This window comes from Acinetobacter sp. 25-47-122, from assembly GCF_056779695.1.
In genome coordinates this window covers 88529-105741 of record NZ_JBWYIJ010000010.1, presented here as the reverse complement: position 1 = coordinate 105741, position 17213 = coordinate 88529, and the positions used below count along the sequence as shown (strand labels likewise).

General features: G+C 38.2%; 12 protein-coding genes. 4 read left to right on the top strand and 8 right to left on the bottom strand.

All coding sequences use genetic code 11. From position 1 onward, the window contains the following. Positions 1–205: 205 nt before the first annotated feature. From AC1M9P_RS10695 to AC1M9P_RS10685, 3 genes are all read right to left on the bottom strand, one after another. Positions 206–889, bottom strand: a complete 684-nt coding sequence (locus tag AC1M9P_RS10695) for a Fe2+-dependent dioxygenase (protein ID WP_481587628.1) — start codon at positions 887–889, stop codon at positions 206–208. A 64-nt stretch (positions 890–953) separates the two neighbouring features. Further along, positions 954–3245, bottom strand: a complete 2292-nt coding sequence (locus AC1M9P_RS10690; RefSeq protein ID WP_481587582.1) for a TonB-dependent receptor — start codon at positions 3243–3245, stop codon at positions 954–956. A gap of 281 nt (positions 3246–3526) precedes the next feature. Then, on the bottom strand, positions 3527–5758 hold the full coding sequence (locus AC1M9P_RS10685; RefSeq protein ID WP_481587581.1) for a TonB-dependent receptor domain-containing protein: 2232 nt from the start codon (positions 5756–5758) through the stop codon (positions 3527–3529). A gap of 264 nt (positions 5759–6022) precedes the next feature. On the opposite strand from AC1M9P_RS10685, the gene tig reads away from it, so the two are divergent. From tig to AC1M9P_RS10665, 4 genes are all read left to right on the top strand, one after another. Then, positions 6023–7354, top strand: coding sequence for a trigger factor (tig, locus tag AC1M9P_RS10680; RefSeq protein ID WP_481587580.1), 1332 nt, complete (start codon positions 6023–6025; stop codon positions 7352–7354). A 192-nt stretch (positions 7355–7546) separates the two neighbouring features. Beyond that, entirely contained in the window at positions 7547–8158 is a 612-nt protein-coding gene (clpP, locus tag AC1M9P_RS10675; protein WP_035265270.1) for an ATP-dependent Clp endopeptidase proteolytic subunit ClpP, read from the top strand. A gap of 33 nt (positions 8159–8191) precedes the next feature. Continuing rightward, positions 8192–9502 (top strand): ATP-dependent protease ATP-binding subunit ClpX, encoded by a 1311-nt coding sequence (clpX, locus tag AC1M9P_RS10670; RefSeq protein WP_035265272.1) that lies wholly within the window; start codon positions 8192–8194, stop codon positions 9500–9502. 138 nt (positions 9503–9640) lie between these two features. Next, a complete protein-coding gene (locus AC1M9P_RS10665; protein ID WP_035265274.1) occupies positions 9641–10393 on the top strand; it encodes a DUF2846 domain-containing protein in 753 nt (250 codons plus the stop codon). A 27-nt stretch (positions 10394–10420) separates the two neighbouring features. Here AC1M9P_RS10665 and AC1M9P_RS10660 read toward each other — a convergent pair whose 3' ends face one another. The 5 genes from AC1M9P_RS10660 to pta form a co-directional block, all read right to left on the bottom strand. Beyond that, positions 10421–10963 carry a DUF2059 domain-containing protein gene (locus tag AC1M9P_RS10660; RefSeq protein ID WP_035265277.1) on the bottom strand — a complete coding sequence of 181 codons (543 nt, stop codon included), beginning with the start codon at positions 10961–10963 and terminating at the stop codon, positions 10421–10423. Between the two features lie 71 nt (positions 10964–11034). Then, positions 11035–12561 (bottom strand): fumarate hydratase, encoded by a 1527-nt coding sequence (locus AC1M9P_RS10655; protein ID WP_481587579.1) that lies wholly within the window; start codon positions 12559–12561, stop codon positions 11035–11037. A gap of 257 nt (positions 12562–12818) precedes the next feature. Beyond that, complete coding sequence (locus AC1M9P_RS10650; RefSeq protein WP_481587578.1) at positions 12819–14198, bottom strand: LLM class flavin-dependent oxidoreductase; 1380 nt, start codon at positions 14196–14198, stop codon at positions 12819–12821. Positions 14199–14330: 132 nt separating this feature from the next. Further along, the gene (locus AC1M9P_RS10645; RefSeq protein WP_180028334.1) at positions 14331–14927 is read right to left on the bottom strand and encodes a phosphatase PAP2 family protein; all 597 of its coding nucleotides are present in this window, start codon (positions 14925–14927) and stop codon (positions 14331–14333) included. A 139-nt stretch (positions 14928–15066) separates the two neighbouring features. Continuing rightward, positions 15067–17208, bottom strand: a complete 2142-nt coding sequence (gene pta, locus AC1M9P_RS10640; protein WP_481587577.1) for a phosphate acetyltransferase — start codon at positions 17206–17208, stop codon at positions 15067–15069. Positions 17209–17213: the final 5 nt, after the last annotated feature.

Genomic DNA, 17213 nt, shown 5'->3' with positions numbered 1-17213 from the left:
GCTGAATTCCCTAAAAATCTTTTGAATATATAGAGCTTAGCTATACCGTCACAGTGCTTGTAAATTCTTTCTTTTAGTATAGTGCGATCTTCAAGAGAATTATTCCCTGATTTAGATCAAAGTATGATGAATGTGAAATTTTTTTTCACAATATATTTTTTTTTAATAATATTTTTCATTGTAAAAATTAACTGTGAAAAATAAATTATAGTTCTGCCCATTTTCGAATTAAATTGTGATAGAGGCTCGTGAGTTTGATGACTTGCTCATGTTGATCCCCTAATTCCATACGAAGTTGCTGAATAGATTGATCTAAAGTAAATAACATATGTCGATTTGAATCATCTCGAATCATACTTTGTACCCAAAAAAATGATGCCAAGCGACAACCCGATTGGATAGAAATGACCTCATGTAAGCTAGTAGATGGATAAAGTATCAAATCTCCTGCAGGGAGTTTGACTTCGTGATATCCATAAGTATCTTCAATGACTAATTCACCGCCGTCATATTCGTGCGGATCACTCAAGAATAAAGTACAAGATAAATCTGTTCTCAAGCGTTCTTGTGAGCCTTGAACTCTGCGAATCGAATTGTCGACATGAAAACCGAATGATTGATGCTGTTGATAGCGATTAAACAGAGGAGGGATGATATCTAGTGGAATTGCTGCTGATAAGAATAAAGGATGTTGACCTAGGGATTCTAAAATAATATCACCTAGATGTTTGGTCAGGGGATGATCATTGGAAAGTTGCTGATTATGTTTCACTGTTGCAGAGAGTGTTCCAGCTGTTACCTTTCCATTGACCCAATCTACTTTAGACATTTCTTCACGAAAATATCGAACTTGTTCAGGGCTTAGAATATTTGGAATATGATGAATCACTACGATCACTCACTGCTTTAGGTGATGAAAAGCATAGCTTGTATAGAGCTATGCTGAAATGAAATTAAAACTTGAAATTTAAAGACAATACAGCATTTCGACCTTCAGCTTCAGTTGCATAATGCGAAGCATAAGCTTTCGTGAAATAACGTGTATCTGAGAGATTATTGACGTTCAATTGAAGATCAATATCTGAATTTACTTGATAGCGAGCCATGGCGTCATAACGAACATAGCCTGGTACAAATTTGGTATTTGCAGCATCTCCATACACTCGATCCATAGCTAAAACACCAGCACCTAATTGTAATTTAGGGAGAACTTGGTAAGTTGTCCACAAAGTGGCAGAGTGTTTTGCGACATTTTGGACTTGGTTACCATTAGTTGGGCTAGCCGAATAACTTCCATCGCTATTTTTGACATAACCTGCATCAACAATTTCACTATCTAAATATGTGTATCCTGCAGATAAAGCCCATTTATTTGTGATATTGCCGTTTAAGCCTAATTCAACGCCATCAACACGTGTCTCACCAATATTTCTTGTAAATCCATCACTATCTAAAGCGCGAGTATTTTCTTTTTCTGTACGGAAAATAGCAGCTGTGAGATTAATTCTGTTATTCAAAAGGTCCCATTTGGTTCCGATTTCATAGGTTTTGACTTCTTCAGGTTTGAGGTTGTTAATTGCTCTTGCTTGTGCATCAGTCGTATTTCGTCCTGGGACACTTAACCCTTCTGAACCATTACCAGCATCGATTCCAACGGGATTAGCTGAAGTCGCATAGCTTGCATAAATTGATCCATTTTCTCTTGGTTTAAAGGTTAATCCAGCTTGATAATTGAAGAAATCGTGTTTTGAATTATATTTTGTTCCTGCTTGAATTGCTGAAGTGCCTGAACCAGTATCTTGATTGTATTTCATTTCAGTTTCGAATTCATCCCAGCGAATACCAAGGTCAAGGAGCCACTGAGGATTAAGCTCAATATTATTTAGGGCATATACTGATTGTGTTTCAGATTTAATCTTCATGACATTTGGATTAGCTTGAACTTTACCTAGCCAAGCATCATTCGAATTGGGGTTATAAAGATCAGTACACCAACCATTTGAAATATTTAATGAGCATGCATTATTAGCACCACTACCGCCTATTAACGTGGTATTAGGGTCGGTTACAATGTTTGTGCCGCGTTCAGAATCTTGTTTACTGTATTCAGCACCCAAATTGAAATTATGTTTTATGATGCCTGTTTGGAGTTTACCTGTTAATGCGAGTTGATCTGTAAAACTGTCAGTGGTTGTTAGGTTGGTATTTAGACGACGCCAAACTTTTCCATTTGCGACGTTGCCCTGACTGTCATCTGGTTGAGTCCATAAGTAATTATTTTTTGATTTGCTATAGACAGCAGTATTCATCAAGCTTAGATTTTCGCTAAAATCGTGCTCTAGCTTAAGGGTCCCACTTTGATTTTCTTGCTTTTGAAAATCACGATTTAACCAACCGTAGTATGTACCCTGTTTAACATCAACGGGTGAGCCGACGGTCGCTTTTCTGTCAGTGTCGTATTTATATGGAATACCTGAATCTGGCTTATCAGCAGACTTTAGGTAGTAGTAGGCTAGTGTCGCTCGAGTGGGCGTGTCTAACCCAAAGCTAATACTTGGTGCAATACCAGCACGTTCATATTCAGCGCCATTATGTTGTCCCGCTTTTTCATTCTGGTGACCCATTGCCACGACACGAGTCGCAATACCATTCCCAAAATCTTTATTTGCATCTAATGTGATACGTGCATAAGCATCAGTACCGCCAGCAACAGAGCCTTGGAAAGCATCTCCAGATTTGGCTAATTTGGAAATTAGGTTAATACTACCACCCGTGGAACCTCCACCACCTAAAGTAGAGGCGGAGCCTTTGGTGACTTCAACCTGTTCAACGGCAAACATTTCTCGGTTTTGAGAAGTAGAGTTCCTCACACCGTCAACGTACATTGAACTTTCAGAGTTATAACCACGGATAAATGGACGGTCACCATTTGGGTTGCCACCTTCGCCCGCACCAAGTGTAATTCCTGGAACAGTTCTTAAAGCATCAGACAGCGTAGTCACTTGAGTATCTTGTATCTGTTTTTGAGAAATAACAGAGATTGATTTGGGAGTATCGAGTAGGGGAGCAACGTATTTAGCGTTTGAGGATTTGTCGACTTTAAATGACTGCTCTGATTGAGCCTCTGATTTAATTGTTTCTAAATGCGCTGTATCTTCTTGTGCGAAAGTTTGACCTGAAATAACAGCCAATGACGTTGCTATTGCAGATGAAACGATTTTTTTACGTGTCTTGATAAAGGCCATGTTCAACCTGATATGAATTTGTTTTCAGGTTGAGAATAATAATGATTCTTTTTTAGCTTTAACGGGTCTTAAAATTGATATTTGCGATTTAAGTTAAACTAAATAACGGAAGCTTAAATGTAATAATGTAATATTTTATGTATAAGTAAATGAATTTAAATAATATTGGAAAAATTAAAGTTTCTACATTTTTGTATGGCTATTTTTGATAGGGAATTAATTTTTAATAAAATAAAAAACCCTGCTAGCGCAGGGTTTTACTAGAGAGAATCGACCTAGAATTAGAAATTATATGAAACGGATAACCAATAATTGCGATCTGGAATATATGTACCTGCTGAACTGCTCGTAGTTTTTGTATATAGGAAAGCATTTACAGTATCACCAGATGTGTTGGTAAATGTTTTATATTCGCCAAAATCTTTATCTAAGAGATTGTTGATTCGAGCAGATAGGGTAACTTGGTTATTTACTTTGTAGGACGCACCCAAATTAAATAGTTCATATGCTTTAAGTTCATTATTAGTTACAGCCACCTCGCGTTGGGTATTTGTATTCGCATCAGGATCTGTAAAACGAGTACGTTTAGATTTATATTCAGCTTCTAACCAAGTAGAGAATTTGTCATTAACTAACCACGTACCAGTCATATTTATAGCATGGCGAGGAGTATTCTCAATTGGTTGACCTTTGTCTACGCCTTTCGTAATTTCTGATTCTAGCCAAGTATAATTTGCTTTTAGATTGATATTCGGAGAAATATCATATTTTGCGCTTAGTTCAACACCATAACTTTCAGCTTCATCAGCATTGCCTTGGAAAGAGAAATTTTCTTGATATGAGAAATTACCAACAGTCATACAGTTTGCTGCTGGGGTTTCTCCAGCAGGTCTTTCTGCCCAAATACAGTTATCGATGACATTAGCACCGGAGATAATGAGATCTGTAAACTGGGTATAGAAACCCGTAGCTGTTAGATTGAAGTTGGATAGGTTGTCATAAATGAAACCTAATTCATAGTTTGTTGTTTTTTCAGGTTTTAAATCAGGATTACCTAAAGTGACACTTTGACCTTGTGACCCAAAACCATTAATACCATCAGCTAAATCATTTGCTGTAGGTACTTTGTAGCCAGTACTCACACCACCTTTTAAGGTCCAATAATCATTTGTATTCCAAACGACATATGCTCGTGGTGTAAAATGACTACCAAAAGCACTATGGTCTTCATAACGGCCACCAAATGTTAATGCTAATGAGTCAGTTAGTGCCCACTCATCTTCTGCAAATACCGACCAAGAATCTTGTTTGAATTTAATATTACCTGCAGAGGCATCAACGGTTTCATTATCTTTATATTCAATACCAGTAGTTAATTTATGGTTAGAGATTGATGTAATAAGACGAGAGTCTATAGTTAAATCAGTATTTTCTAATTTACGATCACCTGTTCCATCTGAATAGTAGTTATATTCTGGTGCATTCCCTGCAGGAAGAATACGTCCTTTCTGCTCCGAAGTGACATGACTTGCAAAAGTTTTCCATTGGCCTATTGCTAAATCAGCATCGACACCCGCAGAGATGCGATCTCTTAAAAATTTAATTTCATCTCTATATGATGATAAACCCGAGATAGCATTATTTCTATAAGTATATTGTTCACCTAATCTTGAATCTTCATTGTTGTAGCGTTGTTCTGAATGATCGAAGTCGACCCAAGAAGAAATACTATCATTAATATTATACGTTAACTTTGTACCTACAGAATAATTGTTCGCTTCAACATTACGTGGGTCACGCCCTTGATTTCCTTGATCTATATTTTTTGCAGGTGAAACCAATCGATCTGACTCATCACGGTTGAAAAATTCACCGCGTACTTGAATCCCGAGTTTATCTTGAATCAATGGGCCATTTACAACAGCACTTGTTTTCCAGTTGTTGCCAATGTCATTATTTTCTTGAATATTATGTTCAACAGAGACATTACCATTCCACTGATTGCTTACCTTTTTTGTAATAATATTAATGATACCACCCATAGCATCTGAGCCATAAAGGGTTGACATTGGACCACGGATAACTTCTATTCTTTCAATAGATGCTAAGGGTGGCATGAAGCTTGTACCAAACTCACCGAATCCATTAGGACCAATATTTCCTGCAGTGTTTTGACGCTGTCCATCAATAAGAATTAATGTGTATTCTTGGTTAAGGCCACGCATTTGAATGTTTAAACCACCAGTTTTACCTTGACCATTGCGGACATCAATACCTGGAATATCAGTTAGTGCATCAGCAATACTAGTGATGCCTTTTTTTTGTAAATCATCAGAGGTAATTACGCTAATCGATGCAGGTGCATTTTTAAGATCCTGCTCAAAACCCGCAGCAGAAACGACAATTGTCGAAAGTTGATGAGCACTACTTTCATTTGTGGTATTTGCAAATGTTGCACCGCTAGACAAAGCGAATAATGCAACTGTAAGAGGTTGAAGCTTAAACTTACTCATATTATGTTCTTCCGCTGGTATGAGTGATGCTTGAGGGCATGATCAAATTTGATGCAAATATTAATGATAAACTTTATCATTAGCAATAAAAAACAAACAATAATTGAGAAATATGAATTGAATATGGTTAAACCTTGTGAACAAAAAATATTTTCAGCTTTATAAAAAAGATGGTTTGAAAAAGGTATTTTGTATATCTTTGATTGTTGTCATATAATGTGGCACTTTAAAAATTGCAATTACTATTTCTATATCGAGGAAGCCATGCAAGTAACTTCTGAAGCGGTTTCGGGCGTAGCCCGTCGTTTAAATGTATCTGTACCGACGAGCCGTGTTAATGAGCAATTCGAAGCTCGTTTAAAACGTACTGCTAAAACAGTTAAGATCAACGGCTTCCGTCCAGGTAAAGTGCCTTTAAATGTTGTTCGTCGTGAATACGGCGCGAGCATTTACCAAGAAGTGGTAAATGATGTTATTCGTGACACTGTATTCGAAGCAATTCAACAAGAGAAAATCAATGCTGTAGGCATGCCTAACATTGAAAAAGTTGAAAACAAAGAAGATGCTTTAGTTTATGAAGCAACTGTTGAAGTTTACCCAGAAGTTTCAGTTAAGTTTGACGGTTTAGAAGTTGAACGTAAATCTACTGAAGTAAATGATAAAGATGTAGATCAAATGATCGAAAATCTTCAAAAACAACGCGCGACTTGGACTGAAACAAAAGGCATGGCTAAAAAAGACATGCAAGTTACTTTTGATTTCGAAGGTTCTATTGACGGCGAAAAATTTGAAGGTGGTTCTGCTGAAGACTTCAAACTTGTACTAGGTTCTGGTCGTATGATCCCTGGCTTCGAAGACGGTATCGTTGGTATGAAGAAAGGCGAAGAGAAAGTAATTGATGTGACTTTCCCTGAAGATTACCAAGCAGAAAACCTTGCAGGTAAATCAGCTCAATTCAAAATCACAGTTAAGCTTGTTGAAAAACAAAAGCTTCCTGAAGTAGATGCTGAATTCCTAAAAATCTTTGGTTTAACTGAAGAAGAAGGTGTTGAGAAGTTAAAAGCTGACGTTCGCAAAAATATGGAACGTGAAGTGAAAAACGGTCTTCGCAATCAAGTGAAAGGTGCAACTTTTGATGCGCTTGTAGCTGCAAACGAAATCGAAGTGCCTGCATCTATGTTGTCTCAAGAAATTGACCGTCAACGTCAACAAATGATTCAACAGTTTACTCAACAGTTTGGTGCTCAAGGCGCTAAAGCTTTTGATTCAAGCATGCTTCCAGATGAATTATTCAAAGAGCAAGCTGAAAAATCAGTAAAATTAGGTGTTTTGGTGAGCAGTATTCTTGCTGAAGCAAAAATTGAAGTTGATCAAGCACGTGTAGAAGCTTATATCGAAGATATGGCGACTTCTTACGAAGATCCTACAGAAGTTATTGAATACTTCAAAAATGATAAGCAACAACGTGCACAAATCGAAGCTGTTGTTTTAGAAGACCAAGTTGTAGATCACATCTTAGCGTCTGCTAAAGTAACTGATAAAGCTGTTAGCTATGAGGAATTGTTGAAAGAACAACAAGCTCGTCAACAAGGCTAATCGATTATCCGAAGGAAGAGGCGCTTAACGCGCCTTTTTTCTTGTAAAAAATATGGATCAACTTGTCCTGTATTCACAAAGCTTAATCAAAAAATATCTGATATTTAATGGTGAATATTTTGCATTTTCGACAATTATCCCTCATATTGTGAAAATGTATTGAGTGACAAAAAATTCAGGAATAAATAACGTATGTATGTTCCAACAATTGATAATGCTTTGGTTCCAGTTGTCGTAGAGCAATCATCTCGTGGTGAGCGTTCTTTTGATATTTTCTCGCGTCTTTTGCGCGAACGTGTAATTTTCTTAACGGGTGAAGTTGAAGACAATATGGCGAACTTAATCGTTGCGCAAATGTTGTTCTTAGAAGCTGAGAATCCAGAAAAAGATATTCATCTGTACATTAACTCACCTGGTGGTTCAGTGACTGCGGGTATGGCAATTTACGATACGATGCAATTCATCAAACCAGATGTCGTGACATATTGTATGGGCCAAGCAGCCTCAATGGGCGCTTTTTTATTGAATGCTGGTGCTAAGGGTAAACGTTACTGCTTAGAAAACGCTCGTGTTATGATTCACCAACCATTGGGTGGTTTCCGTGGTCAAGCTTCAGATATTGAAATTCATGCACGTGAAATTCTATTTATTAAAGAGCGTTTGAACCGTCTAATGGCTGAACACAGTGGCCAAGATTATGAAACTGTTGCACGTGATACAGACCGTGATAACTTTATGACCGCTCAAGCTGCAAAAGAATATGGTTTGGTCGATGAAGTTTTAACGAAACGTCCGCAACTTTAAGCTGTAAAGCATAGAAATTTATTTGGAGTGAAGATGTCTGAAAATCCTCAAGGACAAAAGCATTGTTCATTTTGCGGTAAAACGCAGTCTGAAGTGGGTAAACTCATTGCAGGCGAGGACGCTTACATTTGTAATGAATGTGTAGATGTATGCTTAGATTTAGTTCAGACGAGCCAGCAAGTCGAAACTGGTGAATGGGCAACTCGTCCATTACCTAAGCCGCATGAAATTCGTGCAGCTTTAGATCAATATGTGATTGGTCAAGACACTGCGAAAAAAACGCTCTCTGTTGCGGTATATAACCACTATAAACGTCTTAAAGTGACTCAATCAACTGCAAAGTCAGAAGATCGTGTAGAACTTGCTAAAAGCAATATCTTACTCATAGGACCAACAGGTTCGGGTAAGACTTTGTTGGCGCAAACTTTAGCGCGCTTATTAGATGTGCCATTTGCGATGGCTGATGCAACGACATTAACTGAAGCTGGTTATGTTGGTGAAGATGTTGAGAATATCGTTCAAAAATTGCTACAAAAAGCAGATTACGATGTTGAGAAAGCACAGAAGGGTATCATTTATATCGACGAGATCGATAAGATTACCCGTAAGTCTGAAAATCCTTCAATAACACGTGATGTTTCAGGTGAAGGTGTTCAACAAGCGCTTTTAAAAATGATCGAAGGCACGGTAGCTTCAATTCCACCTCAAGGTGGTCGTAAGCATCCACAGCAAGAGTTCATTCAAATTGATACGTCTAATATTCTGTTCATCTGCGGTGGTGCATTCTCTGGTTTAGAGCGTGTCGTTCAACAGCGTCAAGAAAAAGGTGGAATTGGTTTCACTGCTGACGTGAAGACTAAAGATGATTCTAAGAAGTTATCTGAATTATTTAGTCAGGTAGAAGCTGCCGATCTTGTGAAATTTGGTTTAATCCCTGAATTCATTGGTCGTCTGCCAGTGATTGCAACGCTCGAAGAATTGGACGAAGAAGCATTAATGCAAATTTTGACTGAACCAAAAAATGCATTAACGCGTCAGTATCAATACTTGTTCGAAATGGAAGATGTTGATCTATTATTCGAAGATTCAGCATTGCGAGCAGTTGCGAAAAAAGCACTTGAGCGTAATACAGGTGCTCGTGGTTTACGTTCAATTCTTGAAAACGTCTTGCTCGATACGATGTACGATTTACCAAGTCGCTCTGATATTGGTACTGTTGTGATCAATGAAGCTGTGATCAATGAAAATGCTGAACCAGAATATCGAACTGAGCGCCAACCTAAACAAGAACAACAAGTTGAAGAAAAGGTCGATTTAAAGATTTTAGATACTAAATCTGCTTAATTGATTGTAATTCATCTGAAACGCGTAAAAAGTCCCACTTTTTGCGCGTTTTTTGTTTTTAATCTCGGATTGAGATGATAATCTAACGATAACAAAAATATGACATAGAATAAAAAGTATTCGTGATGAGGGATAATCATGCGATCAACCGTAGCAGTGTGTGCTTTGAGTCTGTTTCTTGTGGCATGTCAGACACATAAAGGGCTTAACGAAAATAATCAAACTCATGTGGTTTCAACGTTAAAACCGGTAGATTTTAGTGAGAAAAAAACTTTTGTATCTCAGAAGCTAGCTCAATATAAAGTTGCAGGATTTGATCTGGGCTCATGGGTAAATCAAAAACCAGGACAGTTTTTCAGCCGTGTAAAACCTCAACATCAGCAAGCCGCAGTGTTGTATCTGTACCGTCCTGATAGTAAGTGGAATCGTCAGGAAATTATTGCACCGAGTTTTTTTCTAAATGGTAAGCGCATTCCGAGTTTAATCAGCAATCATTATTATTGGATAGAGCTGGCTGAAGGGGATTATCAACTTAGTATCAGTCGACCTTTAACTGTGATGCATTTTCAAAAACCTTTGGTTGCAAGTTTTAGTGTTAAAGCGGGGCAGCAGTATTTCTTAAAATATGAAGAAGAACAGTTTCGAGGTGGACCAAATGGTAGTGAAGATCTCCTCAGAGTTGGACCATTGATGCAAATGCCAACAAAACAGGCATTAAGAGAAATTGGCATGACTCAGTTGAAAACGCCTGGGCTTAACTATGTTGCCGTTATTCAACCGAACGGAACATTGCAAAAATCAAAAGAAAAAATTAAAAATAAAGAATATAAAGCCAGTGATGATGTGCGCTTAACAGAACCTTTTAAGATATATGATCCACGCACATGGTAACTCTGATTCAGCAGAATGGTTTTTAGCTTATTTCGAGTCAGTATGAATACTTTGTTTTTGTAGTTGTTCTAATTTCTTTTGGACTTCAGCAAAATTCTTTTCTGTAGATTGTAAAGAGCCTGCAAGTTGTTGATTCAGGATTTTCATGGATTCTTGAGCAACAAGTGGACCTTTATTTAAAATGGATTGACCTGTTGGAGAGGAATAAAAGTCGATCTGGGCTTGAACTTCTTGGGCATCATAGACATCTTTATAAATTTTGAGATAGATCGGTTTAAGTTTTTCCCAAGAAGTTTGCTTAATATTTTCTTGGTGAATTTTATCAGCCAGTTCATTGGCAATAACTTGTTGTTGTGGTGTTAATTTTTCGGCCTTAACAATATTTTGAACAATGCTATAGGCCTGTTGATCAATTTGAGGTCGGATTTGTTTAAGCGTACTTTGTAAGAGCTGATCTAAATTCAATACTTGTATGAGTTTTTCGATTTGTTGATCAGTCGCTTGAGCTGCCATAACCGCAGGTGAGCAGATCATGCATCCGCTCAAAAATAATGTTCTTAAAATTTTCATGAGTATTCTCGGTATAAAAAAGCACCCTAATGATAGAGTGCTTTTTGAACTTGAGACAAGTCGAATATTATTTATTGTGCAGCTGCATCTACAACTGGAATTTTACCAATTTTAGCCTGCCAAATTTTTGGTGCAGTTGCGTGAACTGATGTGCCGTTAACGTCTACTGCAACAGATACAGGCATATCTTTAACCACGAACTTATAGATTGCTTCCATACCTAAATCTTCAAAAGCGACAACTTCCGCTTCACGAATTGCTTTAGATACCAGATACGCAGCACCGCCTACAGCCATGAGGTAAGTTGCTTTATTGTCTTTGATTGCTTCAATCGCAGCAGGACCGCGGTCCGCTTTACCAATCATACCGAAAAGACCAGTTGCTTCTAAAACTTGACGTGTGAACTTATCCATACGTGTTGCAGTTGTTGGACCTGCAGGACCTACAACTTCGTCACCCACTGGATCAACAGGACCAACGTAGTAAATGAACTTACCTTTAAGGTCTACAGGAAGCTCTTCACCGTTGTTTAACATATCAACCATACGTTTGTGCGCAGCGTCACGACCTGTATAGATTGTACCGTTAAGAAGAAGCGTATCACCTGGTTTCCAAGAGTTCATTTCTTCTTGTGTGATGCTATCTAAGTCAACACGTTTAGAAGAAGATGAGTCCCAAGTGACTTCAGGATAGTCTTCAAGTTTAGGTGCAATAATATTCGCAACACCTGTACCGTCTAGTGTGAAGTGTGCGTGACGAGTCGCAGCACAGTTCGGAATCATACCCACTGGTTTGCCCGCAGCGTGACAAGGGTAGTCTTTAATTTTGATGTCTAGAACAGTCGTTAAGCCGCCAAGACCTTGTGCACCGATACCTAAAGCATTTACTTTCTCGAAGATTTCGATACGAAGTTCTTCAAGTTTATTTTGTGGACCACGACGAAGTAATTCGTCCATGTTGATCTCTTCCATCAATGCTTCTTTTGCAAGCATCATGGCTTTTTCAGCAGTACCACCGATACCAATACCAAGCATACCAGGAGGACACCAGCCTGCACCCATGGTTGGTACAGTTTTCAGTACCCAGTCCACGATTGAATCAGATGGGTTTAACATTGCAAGTTTAGATTTATTTTCTGAACCACCGCCTTTTGCTGCAACAGTGATATCTACTTTGTTACCTGGAACAAGTTTATGGTAGATCACAGCAGGGGTGTTGTCTTTCGTATTCTTACGGCCAAAAGCAGGATCAGCAAGTACAGATGCACGAAGTACGTTAGAGTTTTCTAAGTAACCTTGGCGAACCCCTTCGTTAATCGCGTCGTCTAAGCTCATTGTTAAATCAAATTTAACGTCCATGCCCACTTCAACGAATACGTTGACGATACCAGTATCTTGACAGATCGGACGGTGACCTTCGGCACACATACGTGAGTTGATTAAGATTTGTGCGATCGCATCTTTGGCTGCTTTGTTTTCTTCACGGTCATACGCACGACTCATTGCTTGGATGAAGTCTTGTGGATGATAGTAAGAAATGAACTGAAGCGCATCTTTAACGGATGTGATCAAGTCGTCTTGCTTGATAATAGTTGTCATACAAATATCTCTTGAGCGGGCTGATAGCTAGCGGGCTAAATTATAAGACAAAATGATTCAATTGTGGCTTTTTTGCTGAGGAATTGGGCGAAAGTTTAATTGGGAACACTGAGGGTTATTTTTCTAAATAATTTAAAAGAGGTTAGAGTTAGTTCTAACTTTATTAACTCATATAAAAGCAGGATTAATGAATAAATTAATCCTGTTTGGAAATAAATTTTATTTTTAAAATTCTTCAATTTTTTAAGATTTCGAAGTCAAGCTACATCTTGCTTATGTTGCTGAAAATCTGAATTATTTTTTGCCGTTGGTCTATATGGTGCATCTTTCAATCCTAGGTTTTCTCTTAATGTTTCACCTTCGTACTCCGTTTTATGTAAACCACGCTGTTGTAAAATAGGTACAACATGATCAACAAAATCTATAAAAGTACCTGGTGTGTAAGATGGTGAAATCAAGAAGCCATCGGCTTCTTCACTATGGAAAATTTCTTCAATCTGATCCGCTATTTGTTCCGCAGTTCCAATCAGTTGAGGAAGTAAAACACCTTGAGCGTAAAGTTGACCTATATCACGAATGGTTAGATTATCTTTATCAGAAAGCCGTTTAGCGAGATTGAACAAGCCTTGCGAACCTGGTACCTCAATGTTGGAGATACCTTCATCTAAATGATATTGAGAAAAATCATGATCAGTATGAGCTGACAAAGTAATTAAACCAGAAATTGGGTCAGCCTTTTCATTGTGAAATTTTTGCTGTGCTAGTGCTGCTTCTTTAGTTTCGCCGATAAATGGAATGAATGCAGGAAAAATCTTAATTTGATCAGGATTACGACCATGGGAGATCGCTCGACGTTTCAGATCTTGATAAAATGCTTTACGACCTTCACTGGTTGGATCAATTTCAAAGATCGCTTCTCCCCATTTTGCAGCAAAATCACGACCACGATCTGATGCCCCAGCTTGGAAAAATACTGGGCGACGTTGTGGAGATCTAGGAACAGAAAGCGGACCTTGCACATTGAAGTTGCTAGTTTTATGCCCTGTAATATTGATCTTGTTAGGGTCTGCAAATGTACCAGATTCTTTGTCTGCAAGTATTGCATCTGCTTCCCAACTGTTCCAAAGTTTCAAAGCGAGGTCAACAAATTCCTCAGCACGGTCGTAACGTAAGGATCGGTCTAAAATATCTAAGTGTCCAAAATTTTTGCTCTCAGCTTCATTTAATGAAGTAACAATATTCCAGCCTATTCTACCATTTGATAAATGATCAATCGTTGCGAACGCACGAGCGATGTCAAATGGACTAAAATGTGTGACTGATTTAGTGACAGCAACCCCTAGATATTTTGTAACAGCGGCAATACTTGTTGCAACGTGAAGAGGGTCGAGGCTTGCTGTAAATTGAACGCCTTTTTGAATCGATGCTTCAATTGAATTCCCAAATCGTTCTGGAAAAGCAAGCATGTCTGCAAAAAAGACAAAATCAAATTTCCCCCTTTCTAATGTCTTGGCAATTTCGTGATAGTAGGAGGCTCGTGTAAAATCAATTCGACTTTCAGGATGTCGCCACGCAGAATGACTATGCGTGACATGTGAAGCCATGGTGAAACCAGCAAGATGAAGTTTTTTCGACATGGATTGATGCTCTCATTATGAATACATCTACCTTAATGTGATTGTTTTTTTAAAAAAAATAATTAATTTAGAAATCTTTTTATAATAAAAATATTTATGATTTAATGAATAGTTTATGTATAAAAATTAATCTCAACGAATTAAACCAATATTAATCCAATGCTTAAAAATACGTTGATAAATATCATAGATAAATAAAAATATTTGAGATCCAAATTTTTTCCAAATATAAATCCCAAAAAAGTTGATGATAAAAGCAAGATAAAATGCACCGATCATATCAAGAGGGAAGTGAACGCCAAGATAAATACGCGACCATGCGACACTTAATGCAAATACAAAAAAGATTGCGGCAAGTTTAAAACATCGAGAAAATAAAAAACCAAAAGCTACAGAGCTGAAAAATAACATATGATCGCTAGGAAATGATCCATTTGCTTTGTGTTCAAGTAGCGTCATTCCTATGGGGATGGCAAAGGGGCGAGGGCTATAAATAAAGTGAGAAATTAGCTGACTTGTAGCGAATGCTAAAATAGTCACAAAGAATATTCTAAGCAGAGTTTCTTTCGTATTTTTACTGACTAAGAACCATCCGATAAAGAAAAAACAGATCACAAAATAAAACAGATCATGTGCAATAAAAAATGCAAATCGAATTAATCCTGTTGATGAGTCAGGAGAAACGTTGAGTACATCGAATAGAAAATAATTAAATTGTTGTAGGGTCATGAATGAAGATTAAGAATGAGATGAACTATCTTTATCAAAAATATTACTTGAAACGTACGGTTAATTTGTCATTTTATGTGTACCATAGAAACGTTTTGAAGATGCCTTTTTAATCATCATAAAAAGGCATCTAATTTAATTAAGCAGATTGTTGATCTGCTTGAATAGCGGTGAGTGCAATAGTGAAAACAATGTCATCGACCAAAGCTCCTCGAGATAAGTCGTTGACCGGCTTATTTAAACCTTGCAACATTGGTCCAACACTTACAACGTTTGCAGAGCGCTGTACAGCTTTATAGGTGGTATTACCTGTATTAAGATCTGGGAAAATAAAGACATTGGCGCGTCCAGCCACTTGAGAGTCAGGAGCCTTAGAACGTCCCACACTTTCGACAGATGCAGCATCATATTGAAGGGGGCCATCAATCAATAAATCTGGACGACGTTGTTTTGCGATGCGTGTTGCTTCAGCAACTTTTTCAACATCAGCACCTGTACCAGATGTACCAGTTGAATATGAAATCATGGCAATACGTGGATCAATACCAAACGCTTTGGCTGAGTCGGCAGATTGAATCGCGATTTCAGCAAGTTGCTCTGCATTAGGATCTGGATTGATTGCACAGTCACCATAAACATACACTTCATCTGGTAATAACATAAAGAAAACAGACGAAACTAAAGAGTAATCAGGTGCCGTTTTAATCAACTGAAATGCAGGGCGAACTGTATTGGCTGTGGTATGAACTGCACCTGAAACTAATCCATCCACTTGATCTAGTGCTAGCATCATGGTTCCAAGAACAACTGTATCTTGTAACTGTTCTTTCGCTTGCAGTTCATTTAACTTGCCTTTACGCAACTCAACCATTGGTGCAACATAGTTGTCCCGGATGAGATCTGGATCAATAATTTCTAAATCATCAGGTAATTCAATCCCTCGAGCTTTGGCTACATCTAAAACTGCTTCTGGTTTTGCCAGTAAGATACAGTGAGCAATACCACGTGATTGGCAGATCGCGGCTGCTTGAATCGTACGAGGTTCATCACCTTCAGGAAGAACAATTCTTTTCTTCGCTGCAATTGATTTTTGTACCAACTCATGACGGAATGCAGATGGAGAAAGACGTGGTTGGTATGAGCCATTCAGCAACTGCGTTACCCAATCCGTATCAATATGGCTAGATACAAATCGAGTGACTTGTTCAGCGCGAGCAGTATCATCTACAGGAATTTCATTGCTTAAATTAGCCAATTGAGTCGCTGTTTCAAATGTACTCAATGGTGTGTGTAAAATAGGTAAGCCCTGTTTTATCGCAGCTTGGCAGAAAGCCAGTACTTGTTGATTAGGTGCATAATGTTCAGTCAATACTAAACCAGCAAGAGGGATACCATTGCTGCTTGCTAAACTACTTGCAAGTAAGACATCAATACGATCTGATGCGCTAATAATCAGTTCGCCTGCCGTGAATTTGTGCAGTTCGCGCTCGATATTTGAAGCGATCAGGCTACTATGCAGAACACGTCGTTGTGCAGCCTCACCTAAGTTAATCCATTCTGCTTGAATATGTTGCGCGATATCAGACATTCGCGGCACACTTAAAGTATTACTAAATGGTACTAATGCAATAACAGGAAGTTGTTCGGAACCAATCAGTGGATGTGTTTTTTGAATTTCCCCAACAAATTGTTGAGTCTCTTGTGTCAGACGCAGACTTGGATCAATGGTCACTGGAATCTGTGCAGACTCCTCGGACAGACCTTTGGTTCGCATGAAAAGCACACCAGCTGTTCGGTTGCTGTTTGCTCCACCAAAATTACGTAATTGGGTTTCTACTTTTTCTGCTGTATAGGCAGGTTGTTTGATATCAGCATTGCTCACAATGATGACTTTCGCATCTAGTGCTTGAGCAAGTTGAGCATTCAGTTCAGATGCAAAACTATCACGACTATTTGGAACTAACCCTTCCACAATAATAAGATCATGTTTTTTAGCAATTTGACGATGTAGACGAACAGCTTCTTCTAATAACTCATCACTTTCATCAGCATTTAATTGCTGAACTACATTTTGATATGAGATTGGTTCAACTGTTTCGTTCTGAGAAACATGGCGGAATAACGCTGTGGTGCGATCGAAATTTTCAGCATGTACTTCTTGTGAAAATGGCTTAACAAAACCAGCTTTTACACCTTGACACTCAAGTGCATAAATTAAGCCTAAACACGCTGATGTCAGACCTACACCTTCACCAGTTGGAACAAGTACAATTGTTTTCATATCAT

Coding starts and splice junctions, on each gene's coding strand:
- tig (WP_481587580.1), top strand. CDS start 6,023: ATGCAAGTAACTTCTGAAGCGGTTTCGGGCGTAGCCCGTCGTTTAAAT.
- AC1M9P_RS10650 (WP_481587578.1), bottom strand. CDS start 14,198: ATGTCGAAAAAACTTCATCTTGCTGGTTTCACCATGGCTTCACATGTC.
- AC1M9P_RS10655 (WP_481587579.1), bottom strand. CDS start 12,561: ATGACAACTATTATCAAGCAAGACGACTTGATCACATCCGTTAAAGAT.
- AC1M9P_RS10645 (WP_180028334.1), bottom strand. CDS start 14,927: ATGACCCTACAACAATTTAATTATTTTCTATTCGATGTACTCAACGTT.
- AC1M9P_RS10685 (WP_481587581.1), bottom strand. CDS start 5,758: ATGAGTAAGTTTAAGCTTCAACCTCTTACAGTTGCATTATTCGCTTTG.
- clpX (WP_035265272.1), top strand. CDS start 8,192: ATGTCTGAAAATCCTCAAGGACAAAAGCATTGTTCATTTTGCGGTAAA.
- AC1M9P_RS10665 (WP_035265274.1), top strand. CDS start 9,641: ATGCGATCAACCGTAGCAGTGTGTGCTTTGAGTCTGTTTCTTGTGGCA.
- pta (WP_481587577.1), bottom strand. CDS start 17,208: ATGAAAACAATTGTACTTGTTCCAACTGGTGAAGGTGTAGGTCTGACA.
- clpP (WP_035265270.1), top strand. CDS start 7,547: ATGTATGTTCCAACAATTGATAATGCTTTGGTTCCAGTTGTCGTAGAG.
- AC1M9P_RS10690 (WP_481587582.1), bottom strand. CDS start 3,245: ATGGCCTTTATCAAGACACGTAAAAAAATCGTTTCATCTGCAATAGCA.
- AC1M9P_RS10660 (WP_035265277.1), bottom strand. CDS start 10,963: ATGAAAATTTTAAGAACATTATTTTTGAGCGGATGCATGATCTGCTCA.